General features: G+C 69.1%; 29 protein-coding genes. 5 read left to right on the top strand and 24 right to left on the bottom strand.

What is annotated here, in order from left to right; translation table 11 throughout:
• Window positions 1-15 precede the first annotated feature (15 nt).
• The 6 genes from AC4NN1_RS02490 to rpsB form a co-directional block, all read right to left on the bottom strand.
• Window positions 16-570, bottom strand: coding sequence for a DivIVA domain-containing protein (locus AC4NN1_RS02490; RefSeq protein ID WP_311856820.1), 555 nt, complete (start codon window positions 568-570; stop codon window positions 16-18).
• On the bottom strand, window positions 567-1,598 hold the full coding sequence (locus AC4NN1_RS02495; RefSeq protein WP_020097220.1) for a phosphatidate cytidylyltransferase: 1,032 nt from the start codon (window positions 1,596-1,598) through the stop codon (window positions 567-569). Before AC4NN1_RS02495 ends, AC4NN1_RS02490 begins: the two co-directional genes overlap by 4 nt.
• Before the next feature lie 7 nt (window positions 1,599-1,605).
• Window positions 1,606-2,160 carry a ribosome recycling factor gene (frr, locus tag AC4NN1_RS02500; protein ID WP_018188028.1) on the bottom strand — a complete coding sequence of 185 codons (555 nt, stop codon included), beginning with the start codon at window positions 2,158-2,160 and terminating at the stop codon, window positions 1,606-1,608.
• 56 nt (window positions 2,161-2,216) lie between these two features.
• Window positions 2,217-2,936: a UMP kinase gene (gene pyrH, locus AC4NN1_RS02505; RefSeq protein ID WP_018188029.1), complete on the bottom strand. Its 720-nt coding sequence runs from the start codon at window positions 2,934-2,936 to the stop codon at window positions 2,217-2,219.
• Window positions 2,937-3,023: 87 nt separating this feature from the next.
• Window positions 3,024-3,851, bottom strand: a complete 828-nt coding sequence (tsf, locus tag AC4NN1_RS02510) for a translation elongation factor Ts (RefSeq protein WP_020097218.1) — start codon at window positions 3,849-3,851, stop codon at window positions 3,024-3,026.
• A gap of 78 nt (window positions 3,852-3,929) precedes the next feature.
• Window positions 3,930-4,823: a 30S ribosomal protein S2 gene (rpsB, locus tag AC4NN1_RS02515; RefSeq protein WP_491954471.1), complete on the bottom strand. Its 894-nt coding sequence runs from the start codon at window positions 4,821-4,823 to the stop codon at window positions 3,930-3,932.
• A 287-nt stretch (window positions 4,824-5,110) separates the two neighbouring features.
• Here rpsB and AC4NN1_RS02520 point away from each other — a divergent pair, with 287 nt between their 5' ends.
• Entirely contained in the window at window positions 5,111-5,608 is a 498-nt protein-coding gene (locus AC4NN1_RS02520) for a murein hydrolase activator EnvC family protein (RefSeq protein ID WP_491954472.1), read from the top strand.
• Window positions 5,609-5,613: 5 nt separating this feature from the next.
• On the opposite strand, the gene AC4NN1_RS02525 is transcribed toward AC4NN1_RS02520, so the two are convergent.
• The 13 genes from AC4NN1_RS02525 to rpsP all read right to left on the bottom strand — a co-directional run bounded on the left by AC4NN1_RS02525 (window position 5,614) and on the right by rpsP (window position 14,611).
• Window positions 5,614-6,507 (bottom strand): tyrosine recombinase XerC, encoded by an 894-nt coding sequence (locus AC4NN1_RS02525; RefSeq protein ID WP_311870704.1) that lies wholly within the window; start codon window positions 6,505-6,507, stop codon window positions 5,614-5,616.
• A 73-nt stretch (window positions 6,508-6,580) separates the two neighbouring features.
• Window positions 6,581-7,747 carry a DNA-processing protein DprA gene (gene dprA, locus AC4NN1_RS02530; protein WP_491954473.1) on the bottom strand — a complete coding sequence of 389 codons (1,167 nt, stop codon included), beginning with the start codon at window positions 7,745-7,747 and terminating at the stop codon, window positions 6,581-6,583.
• Window positions 7,744-9,270, bottom strand: a complete 1,527-nt coding sequence (locus AC4NN1_RS02535) for a YifB family Mg chelatase-like AAA ATPase (protein ID WP_491954474.1) — start codon at window positions 9,268-9,270, stop codon at window positions 7,744-7,746. Before AC4NN1_RS02535 ends, dprA begins: the two co-directional genes overlap by 4 nt.
• Window positions 9,267-9,629 (bottom strand): YraN family protein, encoded by a 363-nt coding sequence (locus AC4NN1_RS02540; RefSeq protein WP_020097213.1) that lies wholly within the window; start codon window positions 9,627-9,629, stop codon window positions 9,267-9,269. Before AC4NN1_RS02540 ends, AC4NN1_RS02535 begins: the two co-directional genes overlap by 4 nt.
• Window positions 9,630-9,719: 90 nt before the next feature.
• Entirely contained in the window at window positions 9,720-10,043 is a 324-nt protein-coding gene (locus tag AC4NN1_RS02545; protein WP_018188038.1) for a DUF2469 domain-containing protein, read from the bottom strand.
• A gap of 39 nt (window positions 10,044-10,082) precedes the next feature.
• Window positions 10,083-10,742, bottom strand: a complete 660-nt coding sequence (gene rnhB, locus AC4NN1_RS02550; RefSeq protein WP_018188039.1) for a ribonuclease HII — start codon at window positions 10,740-10,742, stop codon at window positions 10,083-10,085.
• On the bottom strand, window positions 10,742-11,473 hold the full coding sequence (lepB, locus tag AC4NN1_RS02555; protein WP_026302965.1) for a signal peptidase I: 732 nt from the start codon (window positions 11,471-11,473) through the stop codon (window positions 10,742-10,744). The genes rnhB and lepB overlap by 1 nt, the downstream gene beginning before the upstream one ends.
• 132 nt (window positions 11,474-11,605) lie before the next feature.
• Window positions 11,606-11,953, bottom strand: coding sequence for a 50S ribosomal protein L19 (gene rplS, locus AC4NN1_RS02560; protein ID WP_018188041.1), 348 nt, complete (start codon window positions 11,951-11,953; stop codon window positions 11,606-11,608).
• A 168-nt stretch (window positions 11,954-12,121) separates the two neighbouring features.
• Window positions 12,122-12,589 carry an MFS transporter permease gene (locus AC4NN1_RS02565; protein WP_491954475.1) on the bottom strand — a complete coding sequence of 156 codons (468 nt, stop codon included), beginning with the start codon at window positions 12,587-12,589 and terminating at the stop codon, window positions 12,122-12,124.
• A gap of 48 nt (window positions 12,590-12,637) precedes the next feature.
• The gene (trmD, locus tag AC4NN1_RS02570) at window positions 12,638-13,345 is read right to left on the bottom strand and encodes a tRNA (guanosine(37)-N1)-methyltransferase TrmD (RefSeq protein WP_026302966.1); all 708 of its coding nucleotides are present in this window, start codon (window positions 13,343-13,345) and stop codon (window positions 12,638-12,640) included.
• Window position 13,346: 1 nt separating this feature from the next.
• Entirely contained in the window at window positions 13,347-13,964 is a 618-nt protein-coding gene (gene rimM / locus AC4NN1_RS02575) for a ribosome maturation factor RimM (protein ID WP_363458802.1), read from the bottom strand.
• Between the two features lies 1 nt (window position 13,965).
• The gene (locus AC4NN1_RS02580) at window positions 13,966-14,196 is read right to left on the bottom strand and encodes an RNA-binding protein (protein WP_018188045.1); all 231 of its coding nucleotides are present in this window, start codon (window positions 14,194-14,196) and stop codon (window positions 13,966-13,968) included.
• A gap of 4 nt (window positions 14,197-14,200) precedes the next feature.
• A complete protein-coding gene (gene rpsP / locus AC4NN1_RS02585) occupies window positions 14,201-14,611 on the bottom strand; it encodes a 30S ribosomal protein S16 (RefSeq protein ID WP_020097209.1) in 411 nt (136 codons plus the stop codon).
• Window positions 14,612-14,796: 185 nt separating this feature from the next.
• Here rpsP and AC4NN1_RS02590 point away from each other — a divergent pair, with 185 nt between their 5' ends.
• Window positions 14,797-15,954, top strand: coding sequence for a glutamate--cysteine ligase (locus tag AC4NN1_RS02590; protein WP_491954476.1), 1,158 nt, complete (start codon window positions 14,797-14,799; stop codon window positions 15,952-15,954).
• A 5-nt stretch (window positions 15,955-15,959) separates the two neighbouring features.
• On the opposite strand, the gene ffh is transcribed toward AC4NN1_RS02590, so the two are convergent.
• Both ffh and AC4NN1_RS02600 read right to left on the bottom strand, forming a co-directional pair.
• Window positions 15,960-17,510: a signal recognition particle protein gene (gene ffh / locus AC4NN1_RS02595; RefSeq protein ID WP_020097207.1), complete on the bottom strand. Its 1,551-nt coding sequence runs from the start codon at window positions 17,508-17,510 to the stop codon at window positions 15,960-15,962.
• A 12-nt stretch (window positions 17,511-17,522) separates the two neighbouring features.
• Window positions 17,523-18,104, bottom strand: coding sequence for a TetR/AcrR family transcriptional regulator (locus tag AC4NN1_RS02600; protein WP_336123702.1), 582 nt, complete (start codon window positions 18,102-18,104; stop codon window positions 17,523-17,525).
• Window positions 18,105-18,165: 61 nt separating this feature from the next.
• Between AC4NN1_RS02600 and lipB the strand changes: the two genes are divergently transcribed.
• The 3 genes from lipB to AC4NN1_RS02615 all read left to right on the top strand — a co-directional run bounded on the left by lipB (window position 18,166) and on the right by AC4NN1_RS02615 (window position 20,257).
• On the top strand, window positions 18,166-18,807 hold the full coding sequence (gene lipB / locus AC4NN1_RS02605) for a lipoyl(octanoyl) transferase LipB (protein WP_018188050.1): 642 nt from the start codon (window positions 18,166-18,168) through the stop codon (window positions 18,805-18,807).
• On the top strand, window positions 18,804-19,802 hold the full coding sequence (lipA, locus tag AC4NN1_RS02610) for a lipoyl synthase (protein ID WP_026302967.1): 999 nt from the start codon (window positions 18,804-18,806) through the stop codon (window positions 19,800-19,802). The genes lipB and lipA overlap by 4 nt, the downstream gene beginning before the upstream one ends.
• A 128-nt stretch (window positions 19,803-19,930) precedes the next feature.
• Window positions 19,931-20,257, top strand: coding sequence for a hypothetical protein (locus tag AC4NN1_RS02615; protein WP_336123703.1), 327 nt, complete (start codon window positions 19,931-19,933; stop codon window positions 20,255-20,257).
• Between the two features lie 5 nt (window positions 20,258-20,262).
• Here AC4NN1_RS02615 and AC4NN1_RS02620 read toward each other — a convergent pair whose 3' ends face one another.
• The 3 genes from AC4NN1_RS02620 to AC4NN1_RS02630 are packed head-to-tail and all read right to left on the bottom strand — an operon-like array spanning window position 20,263 to window position 22,047.
• Complete coding sequence (locus AC4NN1_RS02620; RefSeq protein ID WP_018188053.1) at window positions 20,263-20,763, bottom strand: DUF2004 domain-containing protein; 501 nt, start codon at window positions 20,761-20,763, stop codon at window positions 20,263-20,265.
• Between the two features lie 44 nt (window positions 20,764-20,807).
• Window positions 20,808-21,680, bottom strand: coding sequence for a signal recognition particle-docking protein FtsY (ftsY, locus tag AC4NN1_RS02625; RefSeq protein WP_116229029.1), 873 nt, complete (start codon window positions 21,678-21,680; stop codon window positions 20,808-20,810).
• Window positions 21,681-21,702: 22 nt separating this feature from the next.
• Window positions 21,703-22,047, bottom strand: a complete 345-nt coding sequence (locus AC4NN1_RS02630; protein ID WP_491954477.1) for an excalibur calcium-binding domain-containing protein — start codon at window positions 22,045-22,047, stop codon at window positions 21,703-21,705.
• Window positions 22,048-22,096: the final 49 nt, after the last annotated feature.

Below are 22,096 nucleotides of genomic sequence, written 5' to 3' on the forward strand. Positions count from 1 at the left end.
ACCGCCGCCACGCGGTCATCCGACGGACTGCATCACGTCGACCACCGCATCCAGCACGGCATCCACCTGCGCCTCGTCGTAGCCACGGAGCTGCATTCGGAACGCCACCGTGCGCACCTGCTCGATGGTGAGCCCCTCGCCCGCCTCGAGGTACCGCGCGACGCGACCCGCGACGAGGTCGACCTCGTCGACGCGATACCCGAAGCGAAGGGGCGAGACGCGCCGGAACTTGTGGTGGGCGGGGCGGGACAGCCTGTCGAGGATCTCCTGGGCGAGTGCACGGGACGCGCCCACCCACGCGCGCGCGCCGCGCTGCGACATCGCCGCGGCCCGCTCCCGCTGGGCGAACGCATCCTCGATGCGTGCCAAGGCGGCGTCGACGGCCTCGACGGCGTACCCGTCCCGGACGATCGGGAAGGCCGCGCTCCGGATGTCCTCGGACGTCACCGTCGTACCCTCAGTCTCGAACGCCGCGCGCGTCGAGGCGAGGAACTCGTCGACGGGCTGCCGCGCGTAACCCTTCCGGCGGCCGGAGGCGGGGAAAGCGGCGGGCGAAGTCAGTTCGGTCATGTCAGTGCGCTCAACGGATTCAGGAGGATGTACAGGGCGAGGCCGGGGACGAGCGACGGGAGGATCGAATCGAGGCGGTCCAGCACTCCCCCGTGGCCGGGGAGGAAGGAGCTCATGTCCTTGATGCCGAGGTCGCGCTTGATGAGGGACTCGCCGAGGTCGCCCACCGTCGCGGAGACGAGGATGGCGAGTCCGAGGATGAGGCCGGCCCAGAGCGGGATCTGCAGCATCAGCACGCCGAGCAGCCCGCCGGCGACGAGGCTGGCGACGACGGCGCCGCCGAACCCCTCCCAGGTCTTGTTCGGGCTGATCCGAGGGGCCATCGGATGCCGACCGAGCGCGACACCGCTGGCGTACGCACCCGTGTCCACCGCCACGGCGATGACGAGCACAGCGAGCAACCACAGCTCGCCGTGATCCTGACGCAGGATCACCAGTGCGAGGCTGCCGTGGAACACGACGTACAGCTGGATCAGACCGCTGGCGAGGACATCGCTGACCACGTCGCCGTACCGCCGCCCGTCATGAGCCGCCATCTGGGCGACGAGACGCCACACGACGACGAGGACGACGGCGGCGAAGATGACGAACCACTGCGTCAGGTAGCCCACGAACGCAGCGCCGAGGACCAGGACACCGGCCGACAGCTGCGCGGCGAGGTCGATCCGACGGCCCGCGGCCTGGAGGGCACGAGTGAACTCGAGGGCTCCCATGAGGCACAGCGGCACGGCGAAGGCGATGAACGCCCACTTCCAGAACAGCAGCGACCCCAGCACCACCGCACCGATCGCGAGACCGATCAGGGTGGCGACGAGGAGATTGCGCCCGGAGCGCGCGTTCAGACGCTCGTTGGCCTCTTCGAACTCGACCCGAGCACGTTCGATCTGGCTCTCGAACTCACTGCGCGCTGCACGCACGTGAGCCTGGAAGGACGACGAGTCCGCCGCGGCATCCCCGCCGCGGCGCGAGTCGGATCGGCTCGGGGAGGCGTCCGGTCCGGGCGCCTTCCCCGATGCGTCTTCGGACATGACGATCTCAGACCTCGAGGAGTTCTGCCTCTTTGCGCTTCAACGCCTCGTCGATCAGGTCGACGTGCGTCTTGGTCACCGCGTCGAGCTCCTTCTCGGCACGAGCGAGGTCGTCGTCGCTCACTTCGCCCTTGAGAGCGTCGAGCTCGTCCTTCGACTTGCGACGGATGCCGCGGACGTGCACCTTCGCGTCCTCCGCCTTGGTCTTGACGAGCTTGACGTACTCCTTGCGGCGGTCAGCCGTCAGCTCGGGCATCGTGACGCGGACGACGTTGCCGTCGTTCGACGGATTCGCGCCGAGGTTCGGCATGTCGCGGACGGCCTGCTCGATGCCCTTGAGCGCGGACTTGTCGTACGGGGTGATGACGAGCGTGCGAGCCTCGAGCGCGTTGAGCGATGCGAGCTGCGCCAGCGGGGTCGGGGTGCCGTAGTACTCGACCATGACCTTCTGGAACAGCTGCGGGTTCGCGCGCCCGGTGCGGACGGTCGAGAAGTCCTCTTTCGCAGCCTCGACGGCGCGGTCCATGCGGGTCTTCGTGTCGGCCAGGATCTCGGCGATCACGGTCTCTCCATTCGTCGGTACGTCCTGTTGAGTCTAGTCGTCGGCCGGGGTGGACCTCAGACGCTGACGAGCGTGCCGATCGATTCTCCGAGGAGTGCACGGGTGACGTTGCCGGCTGGCTCCATACCGAACACGCGCATGTCCATGCCGTTGTCCATGCACAGGCTGAACGCCGTCGAATCGACGACTTTGAGGCCACGCTGCAGAGCGTCACGATAGGTGATCGTGTCGAGCTTCTGCGCCGAGGCATCCGTCTTCGGGTCGGCGGTGTAGACGCCGTCGACGCCGTTCTTGGCGACGAGGACCTCGACCGCTCCGATCTCGAGGGCGCGCTGCGCGGCCACCGTGTCGGTCGAGAAGTACGGAAGTCCGGCGCCGGCGCCGAAGATGACGACGCGGCCCTTCTCGAGGTGACGCTCGGCGCGGCGCGGGATGTAGGGCTCGGCGACCTGTGTCATGGAGATCGCGGACTGCACGCGTGTGGCGGCGCCGGCCTGCTCGAGGAAGTCCTGAAGGGCGAGCGCGTTCATCACCGTGCCCAGCATGCCCATGTAGTCGGCGCGGCCGCGGTCCATGCCGCGCTGGCTCAGCTCAGCGCCGCGGAAGAAGTTCCCGCCGCCGACGACGACAGCGACCTCCACGCGGTCGACGGCCGCCGCGATCTCTCGGGCGATCTGGCTGACCACGTCGGGGTTGACGCCGAGCTGGCCGGCACCGAAAGCTTCGCCGGAAAGTTTCAGAAGGACGCGACGGCGTCCGGTGTTCTCATCGATCACGCGGGGATCCTCTCGTCTAGGGGGAGACTATCGAACGGCATGGAAAAGGGGTCCGCATCTTCCGATGCGAACCCCTCGTCCATCTGCTTACGCGCCGACCTTGAAGCGGGCGAAGCCGGTGATCGTGATCCCGGCGTCGGCCGCGACCTTGGCGACGGACAGCTTGTTGTCCTTCGCGTAGTCCTGGTCGAGCAGGGCGACCTGCTTGAAGAACGCGTTCACGCGACCCTCGACGATCTTCGGAAGGGCGGCCTCGGGCTTGCCCTCGTTGCGGGAGATCTCGGTGACGATCTCTCGCTCCTTCTCGACGTCGGCCTCGGGGACCTCGTCGCGCGAGAGGTAGGTCGGGTTGGCGAACGAGACGTGCTGCGCGATCGAGCGAGCGGTCTCGGCGTCGTCACCCGAGTAGGCGACGACGACGCCGACCTGCGGGGGCAGGTCCTTGCTCGTCTTGTGCAGGTAGACCTGGAACGCGTCACCGGACAGGGTGCGGACGCGCCGCAGCTCGACCTTCTCGCCGATGATCGCGGCCTCGTCGGAGATGAGGTCGGCGACCGTCTTGCCACCGGCGTCGGCGGCGAGAGCAGCCTCGGCCGAGTCGGCACCGGCTGCAGCAGCCGCGTCGAGGACCTTCTCGGAGAGCGCGATGAAACGCTCGTTCTTGGCGACGAAGTCGGTCTCGGTGTTCAGCTCGATGAGCGTGACCTTGCCGTCCTGCTCGCGTGCGGCGATCAGGCCCTCGCTCGTGGAGCGGTCGGCACGCTTCGCGTTGCCCTTCGCGCCCTTGAGGCGGAGGATCTCGACGGCCTTCTCGAGGTCGCCCTCGGCCTCCTCGAGAGCCTTCTTCGTGTCGACCATTCCCGTGCCGAGCTGCTCGCGCAGCGCCTTGATGTCGGCGATGGTGAAGTTTGCCATGGGTGGCGGCTCCTCAGTAGTTGGGTGGTTGTATCCGGACGTCGGCGCCCCGCGGGTGGCGGGGCGCCGACGGGAAGATCACTCGGCGGACTTGGCCTCGGCGGGAGCCTCGGTCGCCTCGGCGGCCGGAGCCTCCTCGGCGGCGGGTGCCTCCTCGGCAGGAGCCTCGGCAGCGGACTCCTCCGTAGCCGGAGCGTCGGCCTGCTCGGCGGGAGCGGACTCGAGAAGCTCGCGCTCCCAGTCGGCCAGCGGTTCGGCCTCGGCCGACTCATCGGTCGGGTTGTGGCGCTGGATGAGACCCTCGGCGGCGGCGTCGGCGATGATGCGCGTCAGCAGGCTGACCGAGCGGATCGCGTCATCGTTGCCCGGGATCGGGAACTGGAACTCGTCCGGGTCGGCGTTCGTGTCGAGGATGCCGATCACGGGGATACCGAGCTTCTGCGCTTCGCTGACCGCGAGGTGCTCGCGCTTCGCGTCGACGATCCAGATGGCCGACGGCGTCTTGGTCAGGTTGCGGATACCGCCGAGCGACTTGTGCAGCTTGTCGAGCTCGCGCTTCTTGAGAAGCAGCTCCTTCTTCGTGAAGCCGCTCTCAGAGGGGTTGTCGAAGTTGAGCTCCTCGAGCTCCTTCATGCGAGCGAGGCGCTTGGAGACCGTCGAGAAGTTGGTGAGCAGGCCACCGAGCCAGCGCTGGTTGACGAAGGGCTGGCCGACGCGCGTTGCCTGCTCGGCGATGATCTCCTGCGCCTGCTTCTTGGTGCCGACGAAGAGGACGGTGCCGCCGTGGGCAACGGTCTCGCGGACGTACTCGTACGCCTTGTCGATGTAGCCGAGCGACTGCTGCAGGTCGATGATGTGGATGCCGCTGCGCTCGGTGAGGATGAAGCGCTTGACTTTCGGGTTCCACCGGCGGGTCTGGTGTCCGAAGTGGACGCCGCTGTCGAGCAGCTGGCGAATGGTGACGACGGCCATGGCCGTTCTCCTGTTCTGTGTGGTTGATCGCGCCGGACCGTTGGTCGCGACGAGCCTGGTGCCCGGCACGCACCCGCTCCCGGAGGAGACCGTTGGGTGGGATGCCGCGATGTCGATCGACGTGGTCGGATCGAGCCGCTCAGGGCACGCGTAGTCACCCCGACGAGCGAGGTGCCCCATCAGCATAGCAAGAACGGGGCTTCTCCCCCGCGCCGCGGAACGACGGATCATCCCCCGGATGGCGAACCCGTCGTCGCGCTGTTGTCGCACCCGTCGACGATCAGGGGATGCACCGCATCCTTCGCTCCCCCGCGTCGACCGCGGCTCTCGCCCTTCTGCTCGCTCTGGCGCCCTGGGGCGCGGCTGCCGCGGAGGACCCGCCGCCCTCCTGGCGGCTACCGGTGAGCGGAGCCCGTGTCCTCGTTCCTTTCGAGGCGCCCGCGCACGACTACGGACCCGGGCATCGGGGCATCGACATCGGGCCCGCCGACGACGTGGTCGCGGCGCCCGCGGACGGGGTCGTGGCGTTCGCCGGCACCGTCGTCGATCGCGGGGTGGTGAGCATCGATCACGGGGGCGGATGGGTCACGAGCGTCGAGCCCGTGACGCCGACCGTCACCCCCGGTGACGTCGTGCGGGCCGGCGACCCCATCGGCCGGATCTCCGAGGGCGGTCATGCAGGGCCGGGCTCCCTCCACGTCGGCGTGCGGCACGACGGCGAGTACGTGAACCCCCTCGCGCTGATGGGTCGCGTCCCACGGGCCGTGCTGCTGCCCTGCTGCTGAGCGCCCTAGGCGCGCGGGTGGGCCAGCCGGTAGGCCGCGGTCAGTCGTTCGGTGGATACGTGCGTGTAGATCTGCGTCGTCCCGAGGCTCGCGTGCCCGAGGAGTTCCTGCACCGCGCGGAGGTCGGCACCGCCGTCGAGCAGGTGCGTGGCAGCCGAGTGGCGGAGGGCGTGGGGGCCGACGGCATCCGCTCCCACGACGGGGCCGACGATGCGGCGGACGACGTCGTACGCGGTGCGCACGCCCAGGCGTCCGCCGCGCGCGCCGAGGAAGAGCGCGGATGCCTCCGTACCGGCGAGGAGGGCGGGCCGTCCACGGACGATCCAGGCGTCGAGCGCGAGAGCTGCGGGCGCCCCGTAGGGCACGACGCGCTCCTTGCCCCCTTTCCCGAACACCCGGACCGTCGCCGCTCCGCGGTCGAGCGAGTCGAGATCGAGGCCGCAGGCTTCGGACACCCGCAGGGCCGAACCGTAGAGGAGTTCGAGGAGCGCGGCATCGCGGAGGACGATCGGGTCCCCCGAGGCGTCAGCCTCGACGCGCAGATCGTCGAGGGCGTGCTGAAGCGACGACGTCGACGCGACGGCAGGGAGGGTGCGGCCTCGCTTGGGGGTCACGAGCCGCAGGGTCGGGTCGTCCTCGCGCAATCGCTCCCCCGCCGCCCACGCGAAGAAGCCGCGCACGGATGCGGTGCGTCGAGCAAGACTCGCCCGCGCAGTGCCGCGCTGGGTCGCCGCCCACAGCCATTCCCGCAGGTCTTCCACGTCGATGCGATCGAGCTCGGGTTCGCCCAGGAAAACGGCGAGGTCCGCGAGGTCGGAGCGATACGCCCGCACCGTGGCGGCGGAGAGCCGGCGCACGCGTTCCGCGTGCTCCGTGTAGAGCAGGACCGCCGCCGACATACGCACCTTCCCAGGATGCCGCGCGATGACCGCGTCGTCGGGAGGCGTGCCGATGCGCGGCGGAGGCGCCGCCTCATCCCGGGGACGCTGAACGCCGCCATCCGTCCGGACCGCGCCGAGCCCGCCCCTCGAGCTCGAGCACCGCGAGGAGCCCTCGGGCCTCTTCGGGCGCGAATCCCGCCCGGAGCGCGACATCCTCCGGCGTCCTCGGACTCCGGGAGCTCAGGGCGTCAAGGACGCGCGTCCGATCGTCCGTCCTGTCCGGCGACGTCGATCCGGATGTCTCCGCGCCGCCGCACAGTTCCGCGGCATCGTCCGCCGACGTGATGCAGCGCGCGTCGTACTCCCGCAGCAACCGGTGACATCCCGCCGACGCCGCGCTCGTGACCGGTCCCGGGACGGCCCCGAGCGGTCGGCCCAGCGCCGCTGCATGACCTGCGGTGTTGAGCGACCCGCTGCGCCAGCCCGCCTCCACCACGACGGTCGCGCGGCCGAGCGCAGCGATCAGCCGGTTGCGTTGGAGGAACCGCCACTTCGTCGGCGCCGTCCCGCACGGGACCTCGGCAACGACGACCCCGGGACCTCCGGCGATGCGCCCCAGCAGATCGGCGTGACCGGCTGGATATGCGCGGTCGACGCCCCCTGCGAGCACGGCGACGGTGACTCCGCCCGCTGCGAGGCACGCGCGATGCGCCATGCCGTCGATGCCGTACGCGCCCCCCGACACGATCGACGCGCCCCGGCGGGTTAGTTGTGTGGCGAGCTCAGCGGTGACGTGCTCCCCGTAGGCGGTCGCCGCACGGGCTCCGACGAGGGCGAGGGCGGAACCGCCTCGGCGCAACGCCTCCGCGTCGCCCCGGGTCCAGAGTGCATGAGGCGAGTGGATGCCGAGATCCTCCACCGCCGCGGGCCATTTGGCGCTTCCCGGCACGATGAGCGACGCGCGGACGCGCCTCGCGCGGTTGAAGGCGTCGTCGACGGTCGCCCAGCGCGCACGCCAGCGGCGTCGCCCGGCGTCGACGGCCGCGTTCCCGGTGTCGGCATCCCTGACGGCGACATCCAGTGCCTCGACCGCCCCCATCTCCGAGATGAGGGCGCCGGCCACGCCGTCGCCGGGCTCGGTGAGACACGACCACACTGCGGCGGCGTGATGTCGGGCGACGGCCTGCGCGTCCTCGAGCACCGCGGCGGGCACGAGGCCCGCCAGGCGACCGCGCCAGGCAGTGAGGTCGGAGCTCATCGCGGCGACGCTCCTCTCTTGAGGTACAGCGCACCGCCGATGTCCGCAGCATTCGGACGGCTCCGACCGGAGAGGTCGGCGAGCGTCCACGCCACTCGGAGGACTCGGTCGTAACCCCGCAGTGTGAGGGAGCCACGGTGCAGCGCGTCGTCAAGCGGGCGCGTGATCGACGGCTCGGGGTGCAGCGGTCCGGATCGGAGCCACGTTCCCTCCACCTCGCTGTTGGTGCGCCAGGGGGTGTCGGACAGACGGTGCCGTGCGCGGTCGCGTGCACCCGAGACTCGCTCGCGCGCCTCGTCCGTCGACATCCGTGCGACCACGCTCTGCGTCGCGGACACGCGCTGCAACCCCAGTTCGATGTCGATCCGGTCGATGAGGGGGCCTGACAGTCTGCCGAGGTAGCGCCGGATGGCGAGCGAAGGGCAGGAGCAGGCACCTCCCGGGACGCCGTAGTTGCCGCAGGGACACGGGTTCGTCGCCACCACGAGTTGGAACCGCGCGGGCAGAACCGCACGGAAGCCGACCCGGTGGATCTCGATGCGGCCCGACTCGAGGGGCTGGCGGAGGGCGTCCAACGCATGCCCGCTGAACTCTCCCGCCTCGTCGAGGAACAGGACTCCCCCACTCGCTCGAGCGATCGCCCCCGGCTGCAGGATCCGACTCCCCCCGCCGACGAGAGCAACGGCCGACGCAGTGTGGTGAGGCGCTTCGAACGGCGGTCGACGACGAAGCGTCGTGACGGGCAGACCTGCGAGCGAGCGGATCGACGCCACTTGCAGGGCCGTCTCGTCGTCGAGGTCGGGCAGGAGGCCTGGCAGACGCTTGGCCAACATCGTCTTCCCCGCCCCCGGCGGGCCGCTCATCAGCAGGTGATGGCCACCGGCCGCGGCGACGATGAGGGCTTCGACGGCGTCGCGCTGGCCGATCACGTCAGCGAGTTCGGGCGTCGCCACCTCATCGGTCTCGACGTCGCCCGGGCCTGCGACCGGCTCGGTCTCGACGTCGGGCACGTCCAGCCCGTGCGCCCGAGCGACGTCGCGCAGGCTGACGGCGCCTCGCACCTCGATCCCCTCCACGAGCGCCGCCTCGGCGAGGTTGCCGTGGGGGACGATGACCCGGCGGAAGCCGGCCCGCGCGGCCGCCAGGACGGCCGGGAGGATCCCCGAGACGGGGCGCAGCCTGCCGTCGAGACCCAGTTCGCCCAGGTGGACCGTCTCGGCGAGCGACTGCCGATCCAGCGGGGCCTCGGTCGCCACTGCCGCGATGGCCACGGCGACGTCCAACGCCGAACCCCGCTTGGGAAGGTTCGCGGGCGACAGGTTCACCGTCACATGGCGACGAGGCAGCGCGAGGTCGCTGTTGGCGCAGGCGTTGTGGACCCGCTGCTGCGCCTCGCCGATCGCCTTGTCCGCCAGACCGATGATGGAGAAGCCGGGGATCTGGTTCGAGAGGTCCGCTTCGACCTCCACGATGTCTCCCACCAACCCGGTGAGGACGACGGACCACGTACGGCCGAGGCTCATCGGAGGTCCTCCAGGTGCTCCACGACCGCCGACTCGGGATCGGGGCCCGTGACGCCGATCACATCGAGCCGCAGTCGCCTCCCCCGAGCTGCGTCAGGGTGCGCGACGACCCAGGCGGCGCCCAGGCGCCAAAGGCGATCCCGCTTCCTCGCATCCACGGCGGCGAAGGGATGGCCGAACCATTCGCCGCGTCGCGTCTTCACCTCGACGACGACGAGGTCCCTTCCGCGGGCGGCGACGATGTCGATCTCGCCACTGCGGCTTCGCCAGTTCCTATCGAGGATGCGGTAGCCGAGGGTGCGAAGGTGCCTCTCGGCACGCTCTTCGCCCGCTCGGCCGAGGTCGTCTTTCGCTGCCATTACCCCACTGTCGAGGGCGCGCGATACGATTCCCGCCGCTACTGCCGGACCCGTGGAGCCACGCGACGGAACCCGACCTGGGGAGGAGGCTCAGCCGTCGAGCGAGAGCTCTTCAGGGAGCTGGAAGTCCCGACGCTGCAGTTCCTCCACGTTCACATCCTTGAAGGTGAGGACGCGGACCGACTTGACGAAGCGATCGGCACGGTAGATGTCCCACACCCAGACGTCGGTCATCGAGATCTCGAAGTAGAAGTCGTGCTCGGTGTCCCGGCGGACCACGTTCACATCGTTGGCGAGGTAGAACCGTCGCTCGGTCTCGATCACGTATTGGAACTGACCGACGACGTCGCGGTACTCCTTGTACAGAGCCAGTTCCAGCTCGCGGTCGTAGTCCTCGAAGACTTCGTCATCCATGGTGATTCCATCCTAGGCGGGCGCTCGGCGCGCGCGGACCTAGAACAGCGTCGGCGCCGACGCGATGGCCCACGACGCCCGGTGATGCACGCTCAGACCGTGGGTCTCGATGGCTGCGCGATGCTCTGCGCTCGCGTAACCCTTGTTCCGCGACCAGCCGTAGACGGGGGCGTCTCCGTCGAGTCCGCTCATGTACTCGTCGCGTGAGACCTTCGCGATGACGGATGCCGCCGATGCCGACGCGCAGTCCCGGTCCGCCTTGATGACGGGCCGGACACCGCGACCCACCGCGGAGACGGGGGTGATGTAGTCGTGGTTGCCGTCGAGGATCACCAGGGCGTCGTCGATGTCGACCCCCTGGGCACCCAGTCCTTCGATCGCCCTCACCGCGGCGAGGCCGAGCGCCCGGATGATGCCGACGTCGTCCACCTCGGCCGCCGACGCCCACCCGACGGCGTGCGCGGGAACCCATGCGCGCGCCCGCTCGGCGATGCCCGCGCGTCGGGGTTCGACGATGAGCTTGGAGTCACGGAGCCCCTCCGGTATCCGGCGGCGGCTGAAGGCGGCATCCGCTGCCACCGCCCCGACGGCGACCGGTCCTGCCAGCGCGCCCCGACCGACCTCGTCGCACGCGATGACGAGCGAGTGCTCTTTCAGCAGGCGGCGCTCCAAGGTCAGCGTCGGCGCGACCGCCGCCATCACGGCGCCGGGACCCCTCTGAACACCTCGTGGTGGAAGTCGATCGTCCCGAACCGGTCGAACGGCCAGGTGATGAGGAATGCCCGCCCCACGATGTTGTCGATCGGGACGAAGCCGTGACCGGGCTGATCCTGCTGGTATCGGGAATCCTGAGAGTTGTCGCGGTTGTCGCCGAGAACCCAGACGGAGCCCTCGGGGACCGTGACGTCGTAGTCGAACTCCTCGGGGGCGGACTGCGAGGGGCCGAGATCGAGGTACGGGGTCTCGTCGATCGGCACGCCGTTGACCGTGACCTGCCCCAGTGCGTTGCAGCAGATCACGTGATCGCCGGGTAGGCCGATGATGCGCTTGATCAGGTGATCCTCGCTGTCGGACGCCGTCAGGCCCACGAGGGATCCCAGCCAGTCCAGCGCAGCCGTCAGCGGGGGCTGCTCGGGCTCGTAGGTCGTCGGAAGCCACCCGCCCGGGTCGCGGAAGACCACGACGTCGCCGCGCTCGTACGCACCGAAGCGGGGCGTCAGCTCATCGACGAGGATCCGGTCGCCCTTCAGCAGCGTTCGCTCCATCGAGCCCGACGGGATGTAGAACGACCGCACGAGGAACGTCTTCACCAGGAAGGAGACGAGCACCGCGACCAGCAGGATCACGAGGAGGTCGCGGATGAAAGGCCACGGTCCGCGACGGGGACGCGTGTCGCTGTCGACGGCGGGCGACGAGGAGTCGGTGGTCATGCTGTCCTTCACCGGCGCCGGGGTTCGGCGACCATCCACCAGCGTCGCACATGACGGCTGGACCGGGGATCGAAACACCCGGGAACGACGGATGCCCCGGGACAGTGTCCCGGGGCATCCGTGGAAAAGCGCTCAGCGGTCGCGCTTCTCCTTGATCTTCGCCTTCTTGCCGCGCAGCTCGCGCAGGTAGTACAGCTTCGCGCGACGCACGTCACCGCGGGTGACGACCTCGATGTGGTCGATCACGGGGCTGTGCACCGGGAAGGTACGCTCGACGCCCACCTGGAAGCTGATCTTGCGAACGGTGAACGTCTCCCGGACGCCGTCACCCGAGCGACCGATGACGACACCCTGGAACACCTGGATGCGCGAGCGGTTGCCTTCGGTGATGTTGACGTGGACCTTCACGTTGTCGCCGGCGTTGAAGACGGGGATGTCGGACCGCAGCGAGGCTGCGTCGACGGAGTCGAGGATCTGCATGATCGTCACTTCCTGCGACCGCCCCAGGTCGATCGCGAGAGTTAGAGGAGAAAGGATGCGGTGCCCTGTCGGCGCCGATGCGGCTCCGAACTCCCCCGAGGCAGAGGTCTGTCAGGGCACAAGCGTCCATTCTGCCATGGATGCCGACCCCCTCCAAACGCGCCCGGATCAGACGAGGGGGTCGCGCTTCTCCTCGAGGACGACCACCGAAGGATCGCGACGTCCTGTCGTGGCCGGGGCCGTGTAGCGACGGAGGATCACCGAGGGGCGGGCCTCCTGGAACAGCTGCCGGAGCGAGGACCAGAAGACGGCGAGGTACACGACGGTCGCTGCGATCAGGAGCGGCCAGAACCACGTCTGATTGAACAAGCCCACCGCGATCGTCAGGACGTGCCAGAGGCCGACGCCGGCGGCATCCCACCATGACACCGTCCGCGTGTGCCGGACGGTCCCTCGGGAGCGGATGAGGAGGGTCAGGATGAGCTGACCGACGAGTACGGACGGGATCGCGATCACGAGGACCCAGGCGAGCGCCCACCCACCGGCGTCCGAGACGATCCAGCCCACCAGGAGCCAGAGCGGCAGGATGGCCGCGCTCGGAAGGAGCCAGAAGAAGAATCCACGACGCAGGGGCATCCTCCGATGCTACGCCGACGAGGACCGACCGGCCTCTGCGGGTTCCGGCTACTCGGGCAGGAGGTCGGGGCGACGCGTCCTGGTGCGCTCGACCTGCTGGTCGCGACGCCACTGCGCGACACGTCCGTGGTGACCGCTCAGCAGGACGTCGGGAACCTCGTACCCTCGCCACGACGCGGGCTTCGTGTAGGAGGGGTATTCGAGCAGCCCGTCCTCGTGCGACTCCTCGACGAGACTCTCGGGGTTGCCGACAACGCCCGGGACGAGCCGCCCCACGGCTTCGATCATCGCCATGGCCGCGACTTCACCGCCGTTCAGCACGTAGTCTCCGAGGCTCACCAGGCGCACGCGGCCGATCGTCGCGGCGTACGAGAAGACGCGCTCGTCGATACCCTCGTACCGTCCGCAGCCGAAGACGATGTGCGGCTCGTGGCTCCACTCGCGGGCGAGGGACTGCGTGAACCGTTCCCCCGCAGGCGACGGGAAGACGAAGAGCGGTCCGGATGCCGCATCCTCGGCGTCGTGACCTGCGGCGGCGATCTCATCCAGCGCCAGCGCCCAGGGTTCGGGCTTCATCACCATCCCGGCGCCACCGCCGTAGGGCGTGTCGTCGACGGTACGGTGACGATCGGTCGCGTGCTCGCGAAGATCGTGGACGCGGATGTCGAGGAGGCCGGCTCCGCGCGCTCGACCGAGCAGCGAGACCTCCAGGACGTCGAAGAACGCGGGGAAGATCGTGACGACGTCGATGCGCACGTCAGGCTCCGCGGACGTCCTCATCGGCGACCTCGTCCGAGGATCCCTCGGAGTGGTCGTCATCGGCGGGAAGCTCTTCGAACAAGCCTGGCGGCGGGGTGACGATCAGCCGGCCGGCAGCCATGTCCACCTCGGGAACGATGGCCTTCACGAAGGGGACGAGAACCTCGCGGTCGCCGTCCTGGGTCAGCTGGACTCCGAGGAGATCCTGGGCCGGGAAGTGGTCGACACGGACCACTTTGCCGACGACATCGCCGTCGCGCACGACGTCGAGCCCGACGAGCTGGTGGTCGTACCAGGCGTCGTCTTCGACGACTGGAGCGGACGCATCCTGCTCGATCCAGAGGATCGCCCGCACGAGGGACTCGGCCGCGCTGCGGTCGTCGATCCCCTCGAGGAAGACGACGGGGTGCGAGTTCATCCATTTGAACTCGCGGACGGTCACGGTCCTGCCGTGCCAGGGCGAGGACTCCGGGACCTGCAACGTGAAGACGGCACCGGTGACGAAACGCCCGTCCGGGTCATCCGTGTAGAGCTCGAGCTTGAGGGCGCCTTTGAGGCCGTGCGCCTTGACCAGGCGCCCGACACGCAACTGCGTCCGGGCCGACTTCGCCGACATCTCAGTCGTCCGCAACGTCGACGCGGACGCGCGAGCCGTCGGCCAGCGCGGAGATGAGGGTGCGCAGGGCTTTCGCCGTGCGTCCGCCGCGCCCGATCACACGACCCCGGTCATCGGGGTGCACACGCACTTCGAGCACCTCGCCGCGAGGCGAGGAGCTGGAGGCGATGGTGACGTCATCCGGGTGATCGACGATCCCCTTGACGATGTGTTCGAGCGCGGCGGCCAGCAAGGTCTTACTCGGACTCGGTCGCGTCGGCGGCCTCGGCGTCGGCGGCGGGCGCCTCGGCCTTCTTCTCGGCCTTCGGCTTGACGACCGACTTCTTCGACGAGTCGAGCTCGAAGGGAGCCTTCGGCTCGGCGGTCTTCACGGTCGAGACCGCGTCCTTGTCGCCCTTGAACTTGCCCCAGTCGCCCGTGAGCTTGAGGATGGCGGCGACCTGCTCGGTCGGCTGCGCGCCGACGGAGAGCCAGTACTGCGCGCGCTCCGAGTCGACCTCGATGAACGAGGGCTGCTCGGTGGGGTGGTACTTGCCGATCTCCTCGATCACGCGACCGTCGCGCTTGGTGCGCGAGTCGGCGACGACGATGCGGTAGTACGGCGCACGGATCTTGCCCATGCGCTTCAGACGGATCTTGACAGCCACAATTCTCCTGAATGGTGTTGCGAATGATGATGAACGTCGCCTGGAGCGTGGGGTGCACACCCGGCGGGAGCTCTGCGGTGGACCTCCGAGCCGGATAGAGGGTCGGGCAAGGCGGTCCAACCGTCCATTCTGCCAGATGGAGAGGGATGCCGCGAACCGCCGGATCGGCGTGCCACACTGGGCCGATGACGGTGACCTTCGCCACATCCGCCCGTTCGTCCGTCGGTATCGAATGGGAGATCATGTTGGCCGACAGGTCGACCGGTGATCTCGTGCCGGCGGCCCCCGGCATCCTCGACCAGGTCGAGGAGCAGACGCGGCACGAGCGTCACACGGTCACGGGCGAGCTCCTGACGAACACCATCGAGGTGACGAGCGGCGTCGGCGACACCGTCGCGGCGGCGGTGGACGACATCGGGGATGCGATCGATCTCGTCCGCACGGTCACCGATCCCCTGGGCGTCGAGCTCCTCTGCGCCGGCAGCCACCCGTTCGCACGCTGGTACGACCAGCAGGTCACGGACAAGACGCGCTACCACAAGCTCATCGAGCGGACCCAGTGGTGGGGGCGCAACATGATGATCTGGGGCATCCACGTCCACGTCGGGGTGGAGGACGTGTCGAAGGTCTTCCCCATGATCAATGCGCTCTCGGCTTATCTCCCCCACCTCCAGGCGCTGTCCGCCTCGAGTCCGTTCTGGGCCGGCGACCGCACGGGGTACGCATCCAACCGCGCCCTCGTCTTCCAGCAGCTCCCGACGGCGGGGCTCCCCTGGCCGCTGGAGTCGTGGGCCGAGTACGAGGCCTACCTGGGCGACATGGAGCGCACGGGGGTCATGGCCGATGCGACCGAGGTGCGGTGGGACATCCGGCCGGCACCACGGTGGGGCACCATCGAGATCCGCGCGTGCGACGGCATGTCCACGCTCCCCGAACTCGCGGCGGTCGCCGCCCTCGTGCAGGTCCTCGCCGAGCACTTCTCGCGGATGCTCGACGAGGGGCGGGCCCTCCCGACGATCCAGCCGTGGTTCGTCCGCGAGAACAAGTGGCGGGCCGCACGCTACGGACTGCAGGCCGACGTCATCGTCGACCGCGAGGGGCGGCAACGACCCGTCGCCGACCATCTCCGCGAGATCGTCGACTCGCTCTCGCCCATCGCCGCGGAGCTCCACTGCGCGAAGGAATTCGCCGGCGTCGCCCAGATCCTCGACCAGGGTGCCAGCTACGAGCGACAGATCCGAGTCGCGGATGCCGCCGACGGCGACCTGCGCGAGGTCGTCCACCACCTCATCCGGGAATTCCGCGGCGGACCCAGCCTCCGGGACATCGTCTCGGTCGGCTGAGCCGTTCAGCCCTTGCCGAAGAGCTTCTGGATCTCGGCGAGGTCGGCCTCGCTCGGCTGAGCGGGTGCGCCGAGCCCGAACCCGGAGCCGGATGCCGCCGTGCTCGCCGACGTGATGCCCGCGTTCTCGGCCGCGCGCTTGGCGGGATTGCCGGAGCGCGATCCGCCACCGCTCTTCTGCTTCTTCCCGCGCTTGCTCGAGGCGCCCGGCTTGCCGCCGACAGCACCCATCCCCGGCATCGAGGGGACGCCGCCGCGAGCCACGGTCTTCATCATCTTGGCCGCCTGGTCGAAGCGCTGCACGAGCTGGTTCACGTCGGTGACCGTCATGCCCGAGCCGCGGGCGATGCGGAGGCGACGCGAGCCGTTGAGCACCTTCGGATTGCGGCGCTCTCCCGGCGTCATGGAGCGGATGATCGCCTCGGTCCGGTCGATCTCGCGCTCGTCGAAGTTCTCGATCTGCTGCTTCATCTGCCCCATACCGGGTAGCATCCCGAGCATCTTCTTCATCGAGCCCATCTTGCGGACCTGCTGGAGCTGCTCGAGGAAGTCCTCGAGGGTGAACTGCTCGGTCGCGAGCTTCTCAGCGACGCGCTGCGCCTCCTCCTCATCGAAGGCCTGCTGGGCCTGCTCGATGAGGGTGAGGATGTCGCCGAGGTCGAGGATGCGGCTCGCCATGCGGTCGGGGTGGAAGGGCTCGAGGTCGTCGAGGCCCTCACCCGTCGACGCGAAGATGATGGGGCGACCGGTCACGGAGGCCACGGACAGCGCGGCACCACCGCGTGCGTCGCCGTCGAGCTTGGAGAGCACGACACCGGTGAAGTCGACGCCGTCCTGGAACGCCTTGGCCGTGTTCACGGCATCCTGACCGATCATCGCGTCGATGACGAAGAGGACCTCGTCCGGCGCGGTCGCCTTGCGGATGTCGGCGGCCTGCTTCATGAGCTCGGCGTCGACGCCGAGGCGGCCGGCCGTGTCGATGATCACGGTGTCGAACTGCTGACGTCGCGCGTGCTCGACGCCATCGCGGGCGACCTTGACCGGGTCACCGACGCCGTTGCCCGGCTCGGGCGCGTAGATGGCGGCGCCGGCACGCTCCGCGACGACGGTCAGCTGGTTGACGGCGTTGGGGCGCTGGAGATCGCACGCGACGAGGAGCGGAGTGTGGCCGTCCTTCTCGAGCTGCTTGGCGAGCTTTCCCGCGAACGTCGTCTTACCGGACCCCTGGAGACCGGCCAGCATGATGACCGTGGGGGGCTGCTTCGCGAACTGCAGACGACGCTGCTGCCCCCCGAGGATGGCGACGAGCTCCTCGTTGACGATCTGGACGACCTGCTGGGCCGGGTTCAACGCCCGGCTGACCTCGTCACCGAGTGCGCGCTCGCGCACCTTGCCGGTGAACTCCTTGACGACCTGCAGTGCGACGTCCGCGTCGAGCAGTGCGCGACGGATCTCGCGCACGGTGCCGTCGATGTCGGCGGGCGACAGCTTCCCCTTCGTGCGGAGGTTGCGGAAGGTCTCGGTGAGACGATCGGAGAGCGTGCCGAAGGTAGCCATGATGGATTGAGTTTAGTCGAGAGAGCGGGAGTCCCCCGCCCGGCTGGGCGGGAGAGTGACCTCCGCCACCACCAGGGCGTGCGCCAGCTCCATCGCCAGCGTCGCACGGGCCACCCCGCCGCGCGCCCATCGTTCGATGGCGACCATCACGGCTCCGGCGTGCGCCGCGCCGCACACTGCAGCCTCGACCTGATCGGCGCCGTGTGCGATGACGGATGCCGCGACGGCTCGCGCGATCCTGGCGTGGCGCACCGCGGCGCCGCGCTCGAGCTCGTCGGTCAGCCCCATGGCCTCGGTGTTGACCAGAGCGAGGGCGAGACTGTCGGGCTCGAGGTCGCGGCACAGCGTCGTGAGAGCAGCGGCCGGGTCGATGAACGGGACGTCGCCGCGAAGGCGGTCGATGCGCTCGTCCAGGGACGACCAGAGGATCGCTTCCTTCGACTCGAAGTAGTTGAAGAAGCTGGACCGGCTCACGCCCGCGCGACGGGAGATGTCGGTGATCGAGGTCGCGTCGAAGCCGCGCTCGAGGAAGAGCTCGCAGGCCGCCTCGGACAGGACTTCCCGAGACGACGCGCGGGGCCGGCCGGACGTCATGCGACGAGCTTACCGGGGGCGTATTGTTGCACGCAGTCCAACAACTCCTGAGGAGGCTCACGTGATCGAGATCCGGACGGTCGGCTTGTCGCCCGACCTCGTGCCCTACCGAGAGGGCTGGGCGCTGCAGCGTCAGCTGCATTCCGAAATCGTCGATGGCCGCCGCGGAGACACCCTGCTGCTGCTCGAGCACGACGCCGTCTACACCGCGGGCGCGCGCACCGCGGCCCACGAGCGGCCGATCGACGGCACGCCCGTCGTGGACGTGGACCGAGGGGGCAAGATCACGTGGCACGGTCCTGGCCAGTTGGTGGGCTATCCCCTCGTTCGCCTGACGGAGCCCGTCGACGTCGTGGCTCACGTCCGTCGGCTGGAGAGCATCCTGATCCGCGTGACCCGATCCTTCGGCGTCCCGGGGATGCGCGTGGACGGCCGCAGCGGGGTGTGGGTCGAACACCGGGGAGCTGTCGAGAAGATCGCGGCGATCGGGGTCCGGGTGCAGGCCGGCGTCACGATGCACGGATTCGCCCTCAACTGCGACAACACGCTCGAGCCGTTCAGCCGCATCATCCCGTGCGGGATCGCGGACGCCGGCGTCACGACCCTCAGCACGGTCCTCGGTCGGGACCTGACCCCCGCCGAGGTGCTGCCGACCGTCAGCGCGGCGTTCGCCGAGGAGTTCGGGGCGGAGGTCGCCGCATGAGCGGGTCCGCGTCGCCGGAGGGCCGTCGGATGCTCCGTCTGGAGGTCCGCAACGCGCAGACCCCGATCGAACGCAAGCCCGAGTGGATCCGGACGAAGGCCCGCATGGGCCCTGAATACCAGGCCCTGCAGACACTGGTGAAGGACGAAGGCCTGCACACCGTCTGCCAGGAGGCGGGCTGTCCGAACATCTTCGAATGCTGGGAGGACCGGGAGGCGACGTTCCTCATCGGCGGCTCCCAGTGCACGCGCCGCTGCGACTTCTGCCAGATCGACACCGGCAAGCCGGCGGACTACGACACGGATGAGCCTCGGCGCGTGGCCGAGAGCGTCAGCCGTATGCGATTGAGGTACGCCACCGTGACCTGCGTGGCGCGCGACGACCTCCCCGACGGCGGCGCCTGGCTGAACGCCGAGACCGTCCGCCGTATCCACGCGGACAATCCCGGAACCGGGGTCGAACTGCTCGCGACGGACTTCAACGGCGATCCGGGACTCCTCGACGTCGTGTTCGAGGCTCGGCCGGAGGTCTTCGCCCACAACGTGGAGACGGTGCCGCGCATCTTCAAGCGGATCCGACCGGCATTCCGGTACGACCGGTCGCTGGGAGTCCTGACCCGGGCGCGGGATGCCGGATTGATCACGAAGTCGAACCTGATCCTCGGAATGGGTGAGGAGCGACACGAGATCGAAGAGGCCCTCCGGGACCTCCACGCCGCCGGAACCGACATCATCACGCTGACCCAGTACCTGCGCCCGACGCCCCGGCACCTGCCCGTGGATCGTTGGGTCACGCCGCAGGAGTTCGTGGAACTCCGCGAACTCGCCGAATCGATCGGTTTCCTGGGCGTTCTGGCAGGCCCGCTCGTGAGGTCGTCCTACCGGGCGGGCCGGCTGTGGGCACGATCGATGCGATCGAAGGGGCGAGAGATCCCGGCCGCCCTGGCGCATCTGGCCGCGGAGGCCGACGAGGCCGGCTTCGCCCAGGCGGTGTGACCCGCTTCCTCCACAGCTGCCCTCAGCGCGACGGTCTCCGCCTGGTCGGTACCGGCAGGACGTGGTGGAGCAGGGCGCCCGTACCTTCATCGGGATGCCGGACCTCGGCATCCCGATGAAGGAGAATCATGCGCACACCTCTCACCGTCACCGCCGCCCTCGGGCTGGCCCTCTCGGCGGCAGTCCTCCCCCACGTGACGGCCTCGGCGCCCACCGCGGAACCACCCGCCGACACCGTGGTCTCGGTCACCGGCGATGCGGAGAACGGCTTCGAGATCCACTACTACGACGGCTCAGCGGAGTACCCGCCTACCGATTCGGAGGCACTCGCCGAGTGCGGTGAGTACGACACCCGCGTCGAGCGGGTGCGATGCCGTGTCGAAGTCCGTACGTGGTACCGCGACCTCGCGACGCTGCGAGACGCCCTCGAGTGGGCCCACGCGTCGAAGGGCTGACCGGGTCAGTCGGCGCTGGTCACCGACTGCACCGCCCCGGAGACATCGAGGTTCACGAGAAGCACATCGTCGGTCGAGTCGGGGTCGAGCGCGTACTCGAGGACGGCGAACGGGTCCTTGCCCCCGTGCTCGTCGGCGAGGATCGTCATGCTCATCAGCTGCAGGGAACGGATGACGTCCATGTGCGTGTCGCCGGAGACGTCCACGAGGAAGTCCTCGATGTCCTCCCCGAGGATCTCCTGCTGTTGCAGGATGAACTCGGTCACCTCGCTCGTCCGGTCGTCGAGCTCGGACACCATCGCGTTACGGGCCCGGAGGTCGATCGACTCGAGCGCGGCGATCATCGCGGCGGCCACGTCGAGCGCGTCGATGGAGACGTCATCCTGATCGGGCGCGGTCAGGTCGACGGTGACCCGCTGATCACCGAAGTCCACGACTTCAGACCAGAAGATCGACCCGTCGGGTCCGGACTCGAGGAGTCCGAAGTAGTCGTGCTCGATCGCCATGTCTCAATGAAACCAGCCTCGGGGCCTGCGCGCGACCGACTCGCTCAATCCACGAGCGCCGAAGCGAACACGTGAGGCGTGAATCCGGTCAGGTCCCCGACCCCCTCACCCTGCCCGAGGAGCTTCACCGGGATACCGGTGCGCTCCTGCACGGCGAGGACGAAGCCACCGCGAGCCGACCCGTCGAGCTTGGTGAGCACCAGGCCGGTGACGCCCGCGTGCTCGAGGAACGCCTCTGCCTGCATCAAACCGTTCTGCCCCGTCGTGGCGTCGAGCACGAGCAAGACCTCGCTGATCGGAGCCTGCTTCTCGATCACCCGACGGATCTTCGTGAGCTCGTCCATGAGACCAGCCTTGGTGTGCAGCCGACCCGCCGTGTCGACCAGGACGATCTCGGTCCCGGTGCGGATCGCGTAGTCGATCGTCTGGAACGCGACGGATGCCGGGTCCTGCCCCTCCTGCTGAGGCCGCACGATCGCCGCACCACCGCGCTCGGCCCACGTGGCGAGCTGGTCGACGGCCGCAGCGCGGAAGGTGTCGGCTGCACCGACGACGACGCTTCGACCGAAGCGCCGGAGGTAGTGGGCGAACTTGCCGATCGTCGTCGTCTTACCGACCCCGTTCACGCCGACCACGAGGACGACGGCCGGACGCTCGCTGAGGCGGAGGGTCGTGTCGAACTTCGCGAAATGCTCCTCGAGGGTCTCGCGCAGCATCCGCTGGAGGTCCTTCGGATCCGTGGTCCGGAACCGTTCCACCTTCTCGCGGAGCTCGTCGACGATGCGCTCGGTGACGTCGGGACCGAAGTCAGCCGTCAGGAGAGCCGTCTCGAGGTCCTCCCACGTGTCGTCATCGATCGTCGGCTTGACGAACAACCCGCGCAGTGCGCGACCAAGGGACCAGGAGCTCTCCGCCATGATCCCAGGCTAGTTGACAGGGTCAGCCCTTCTCGCAGGCGATGCCGTCCTTGTCGCGGTCCATCTTCCTGTTGGCGTTGTACAGCGCCGTCGAGAACGTCGGCCGCACCCCGAAGGCCCGCTTCTTCCCGTTGACCTTGTTGTGCGTGACGCCGGCCTTCGCGACGCCGCCCCGATGCACCTTGTTGAGCGCCGTGCAGTTCTTATAGGTCTTCACGACGGGCTTGGCCGCCGGGACCATCCGCGCCGCCGTCACCGACGCCGCCGGCCCCGGTGCTGCGACGGCTGCCGTCGCCGGTGCTCCCGCCAGCCCGACGGCCAGAACCGCGATCATCGCCATCCGGCGCACGCTCGTACGAACCTTCATTCCCACCCCTGTCGATCGTGTGGGATACGTCGTGTTCCCCCGCTCACAG

This window comes from Microbacterium sp. MDV22-iso44, from assembly GCF_058629135.1.

Bases quoted from the DNA above. Each gene is read 5' to 3' on its own strand.
- AC4NN1_RS02490 (WP_311856820.1), bottom strand. From the start codon at position 570: ATGACCGAACTGACTTCGCCCGCCGCTTTCCCCGCCTCCGGCCGCCGG.
- AC4NN1_RS02495 (WP_020097220.1), bottom strand. From the start codon at position 1,598: ATGTCCGAAGACGCATCGGGGAAGGCGCCCGGACCGGACGCCTCCCCG.
- tsf (WP_020097218.1), bottom strand. From the start codon at position 3,851: ATGGCAAACTTCACCATCGCCGACATCAAGGCGCTGCGCGAGCAGCTC.
- rpsB (WP_491954471.1), bottom strand. From the start codon at position 4,823: ATGGCCGTCGTCACCATTCGCCAGCTGCTCGACAGCGGCGTCCACTTC.
- AC4NN1_RS02520 (WP_491954472.1), top strand. From the start codon at position 5,111: ATGCACCGCATCCTTCGCTCCCCCGCGTCGACCGCGGCTCTCGCCCTT.
- AC4NN1_RS02525 (WP_311870704.1), bottom strand. From the start codon at position 6,507: ATGTCGGCGGCGGTCCTGCTCTACACGGAGCACGCGGAACGCGTGCGC.
- dprA (WP_491954473.1), bottom strand. From the start codon at position 7,747: ATGAGCTCCGACCTCACTGCCTGGCGCGGTCGCCTGGCGGGCCTCGTG.
- AC4NN1_RS02535 (WP_491954474.1), bottom strand. From the start codon at position 9,270: ATGAGCCTCGGCCGTACGTGGTCCGTCGTCCTCACCGGGTTGGTGGGA.
- AC4NN1_RS02540 (WP_020097213.1), bottom strand. From the start codon at position 9,629: ATGGCAGCGAAAGACGACCTCGGCCGAGCGGGCGAAGAGCGTGCCGAG.
- AC4NN1_RS02545 (WP_018188038.1), bottom strand. From the start codon at position 10,043: ATGGATGACGAAGTCTTCGAGGACTACGACCGCGAGCTGGAACTGGCT.
- rnhB (WP_018188039.1), bottom strand. From the start codon at position 10,742: ATGGCGGCGGTCGCGCCGACGCTGACCTTGGAGCGCCGCCTGCTGAAA.
- lepB (WP_026302965.1), bottom strand. From the start codon at position 11,473: ATGACCACCGACTCCTCGTCGCCCGCCGTCGACAGCGACACGCGTCCC.
- rplS (WP_018188041.1), bottom strand. From the start codon at position 11,953: ATGCAGATCCTCGACTCCGTCGACGCAGCCTCGCTGCGGTCCGACATC.
- AC4NN1_RS02565 (WP_491954475.1), bottom strand. From the start codon at position 12,589: ATGCCCCTGCGTCGTGGATTCTTCTTCTGGCTCCTTCCGAGCGCGGCC.
- rimM (WP_363458802.1), bottom strand. From the start codon at position 13,964: ATGTCGGCGAAGTCGGCCCGGACGCAGTTGCGTGTCGGGCGCCTGGTC.
- AC4NN1_RS02590 (WP_491954476.1), top strand. From the start codon at position 14,797: ATGACGGTGACCTTCGCCACATCCGCCCGTTCGTCCGTCGGTATCGAA.
- ffh (WP_020097207.1), bottom strand. From the start codon at position 17,510: ATGGCTACCTTCGGCACGCTCTCCGATCGTCTCACCGAGACCTTCCGC.
- AC4NN1_RS02600 (WP_336123702.1), bottom strand. From the start codon at position 18,104: ATGACGTCCGGCCGGCCCCGCGCGTCGTCTCGGGAAGTCCTGTCCGAG.
- lipA (WP_026302967.1), top strand. From the start codon at position 18,804: ATGAGCGGGTCCGCGTCGCCGGAGGGCCGTCGGATGCTCCGTCTGGAG.
- AC4NN1_RS02615 (WP_336123703.1), top strand. From the start codon at position 19,931: ATGCGCACACCTCTCACCGTCACCGCCGCCCTCGGGCTGGCCCTCTCG.
- AC4NN1_RS02620 (WP_018188053.1), bottom strand. From the start codon at position 20,763: ATGGCGATCGAGCACGACTACTTCGGACTCCTCGAGTCCGGACCCGAC.
- ftsY (WP_116229029.1), bottom strand. From the start codon at position 21,680: ATGGCGGAGAGCTCCTGGTCCCTTGGTCGCGCACTGCGCGGGTTGTTC.
- AC4NN1_RS02630 (WP_491954477.1), bottom strand. From the start codon at position 22,047: ATGAAGGTTCGTACGAGCGTGCGCCGGATGGCGATGATCGCGGTTCTG.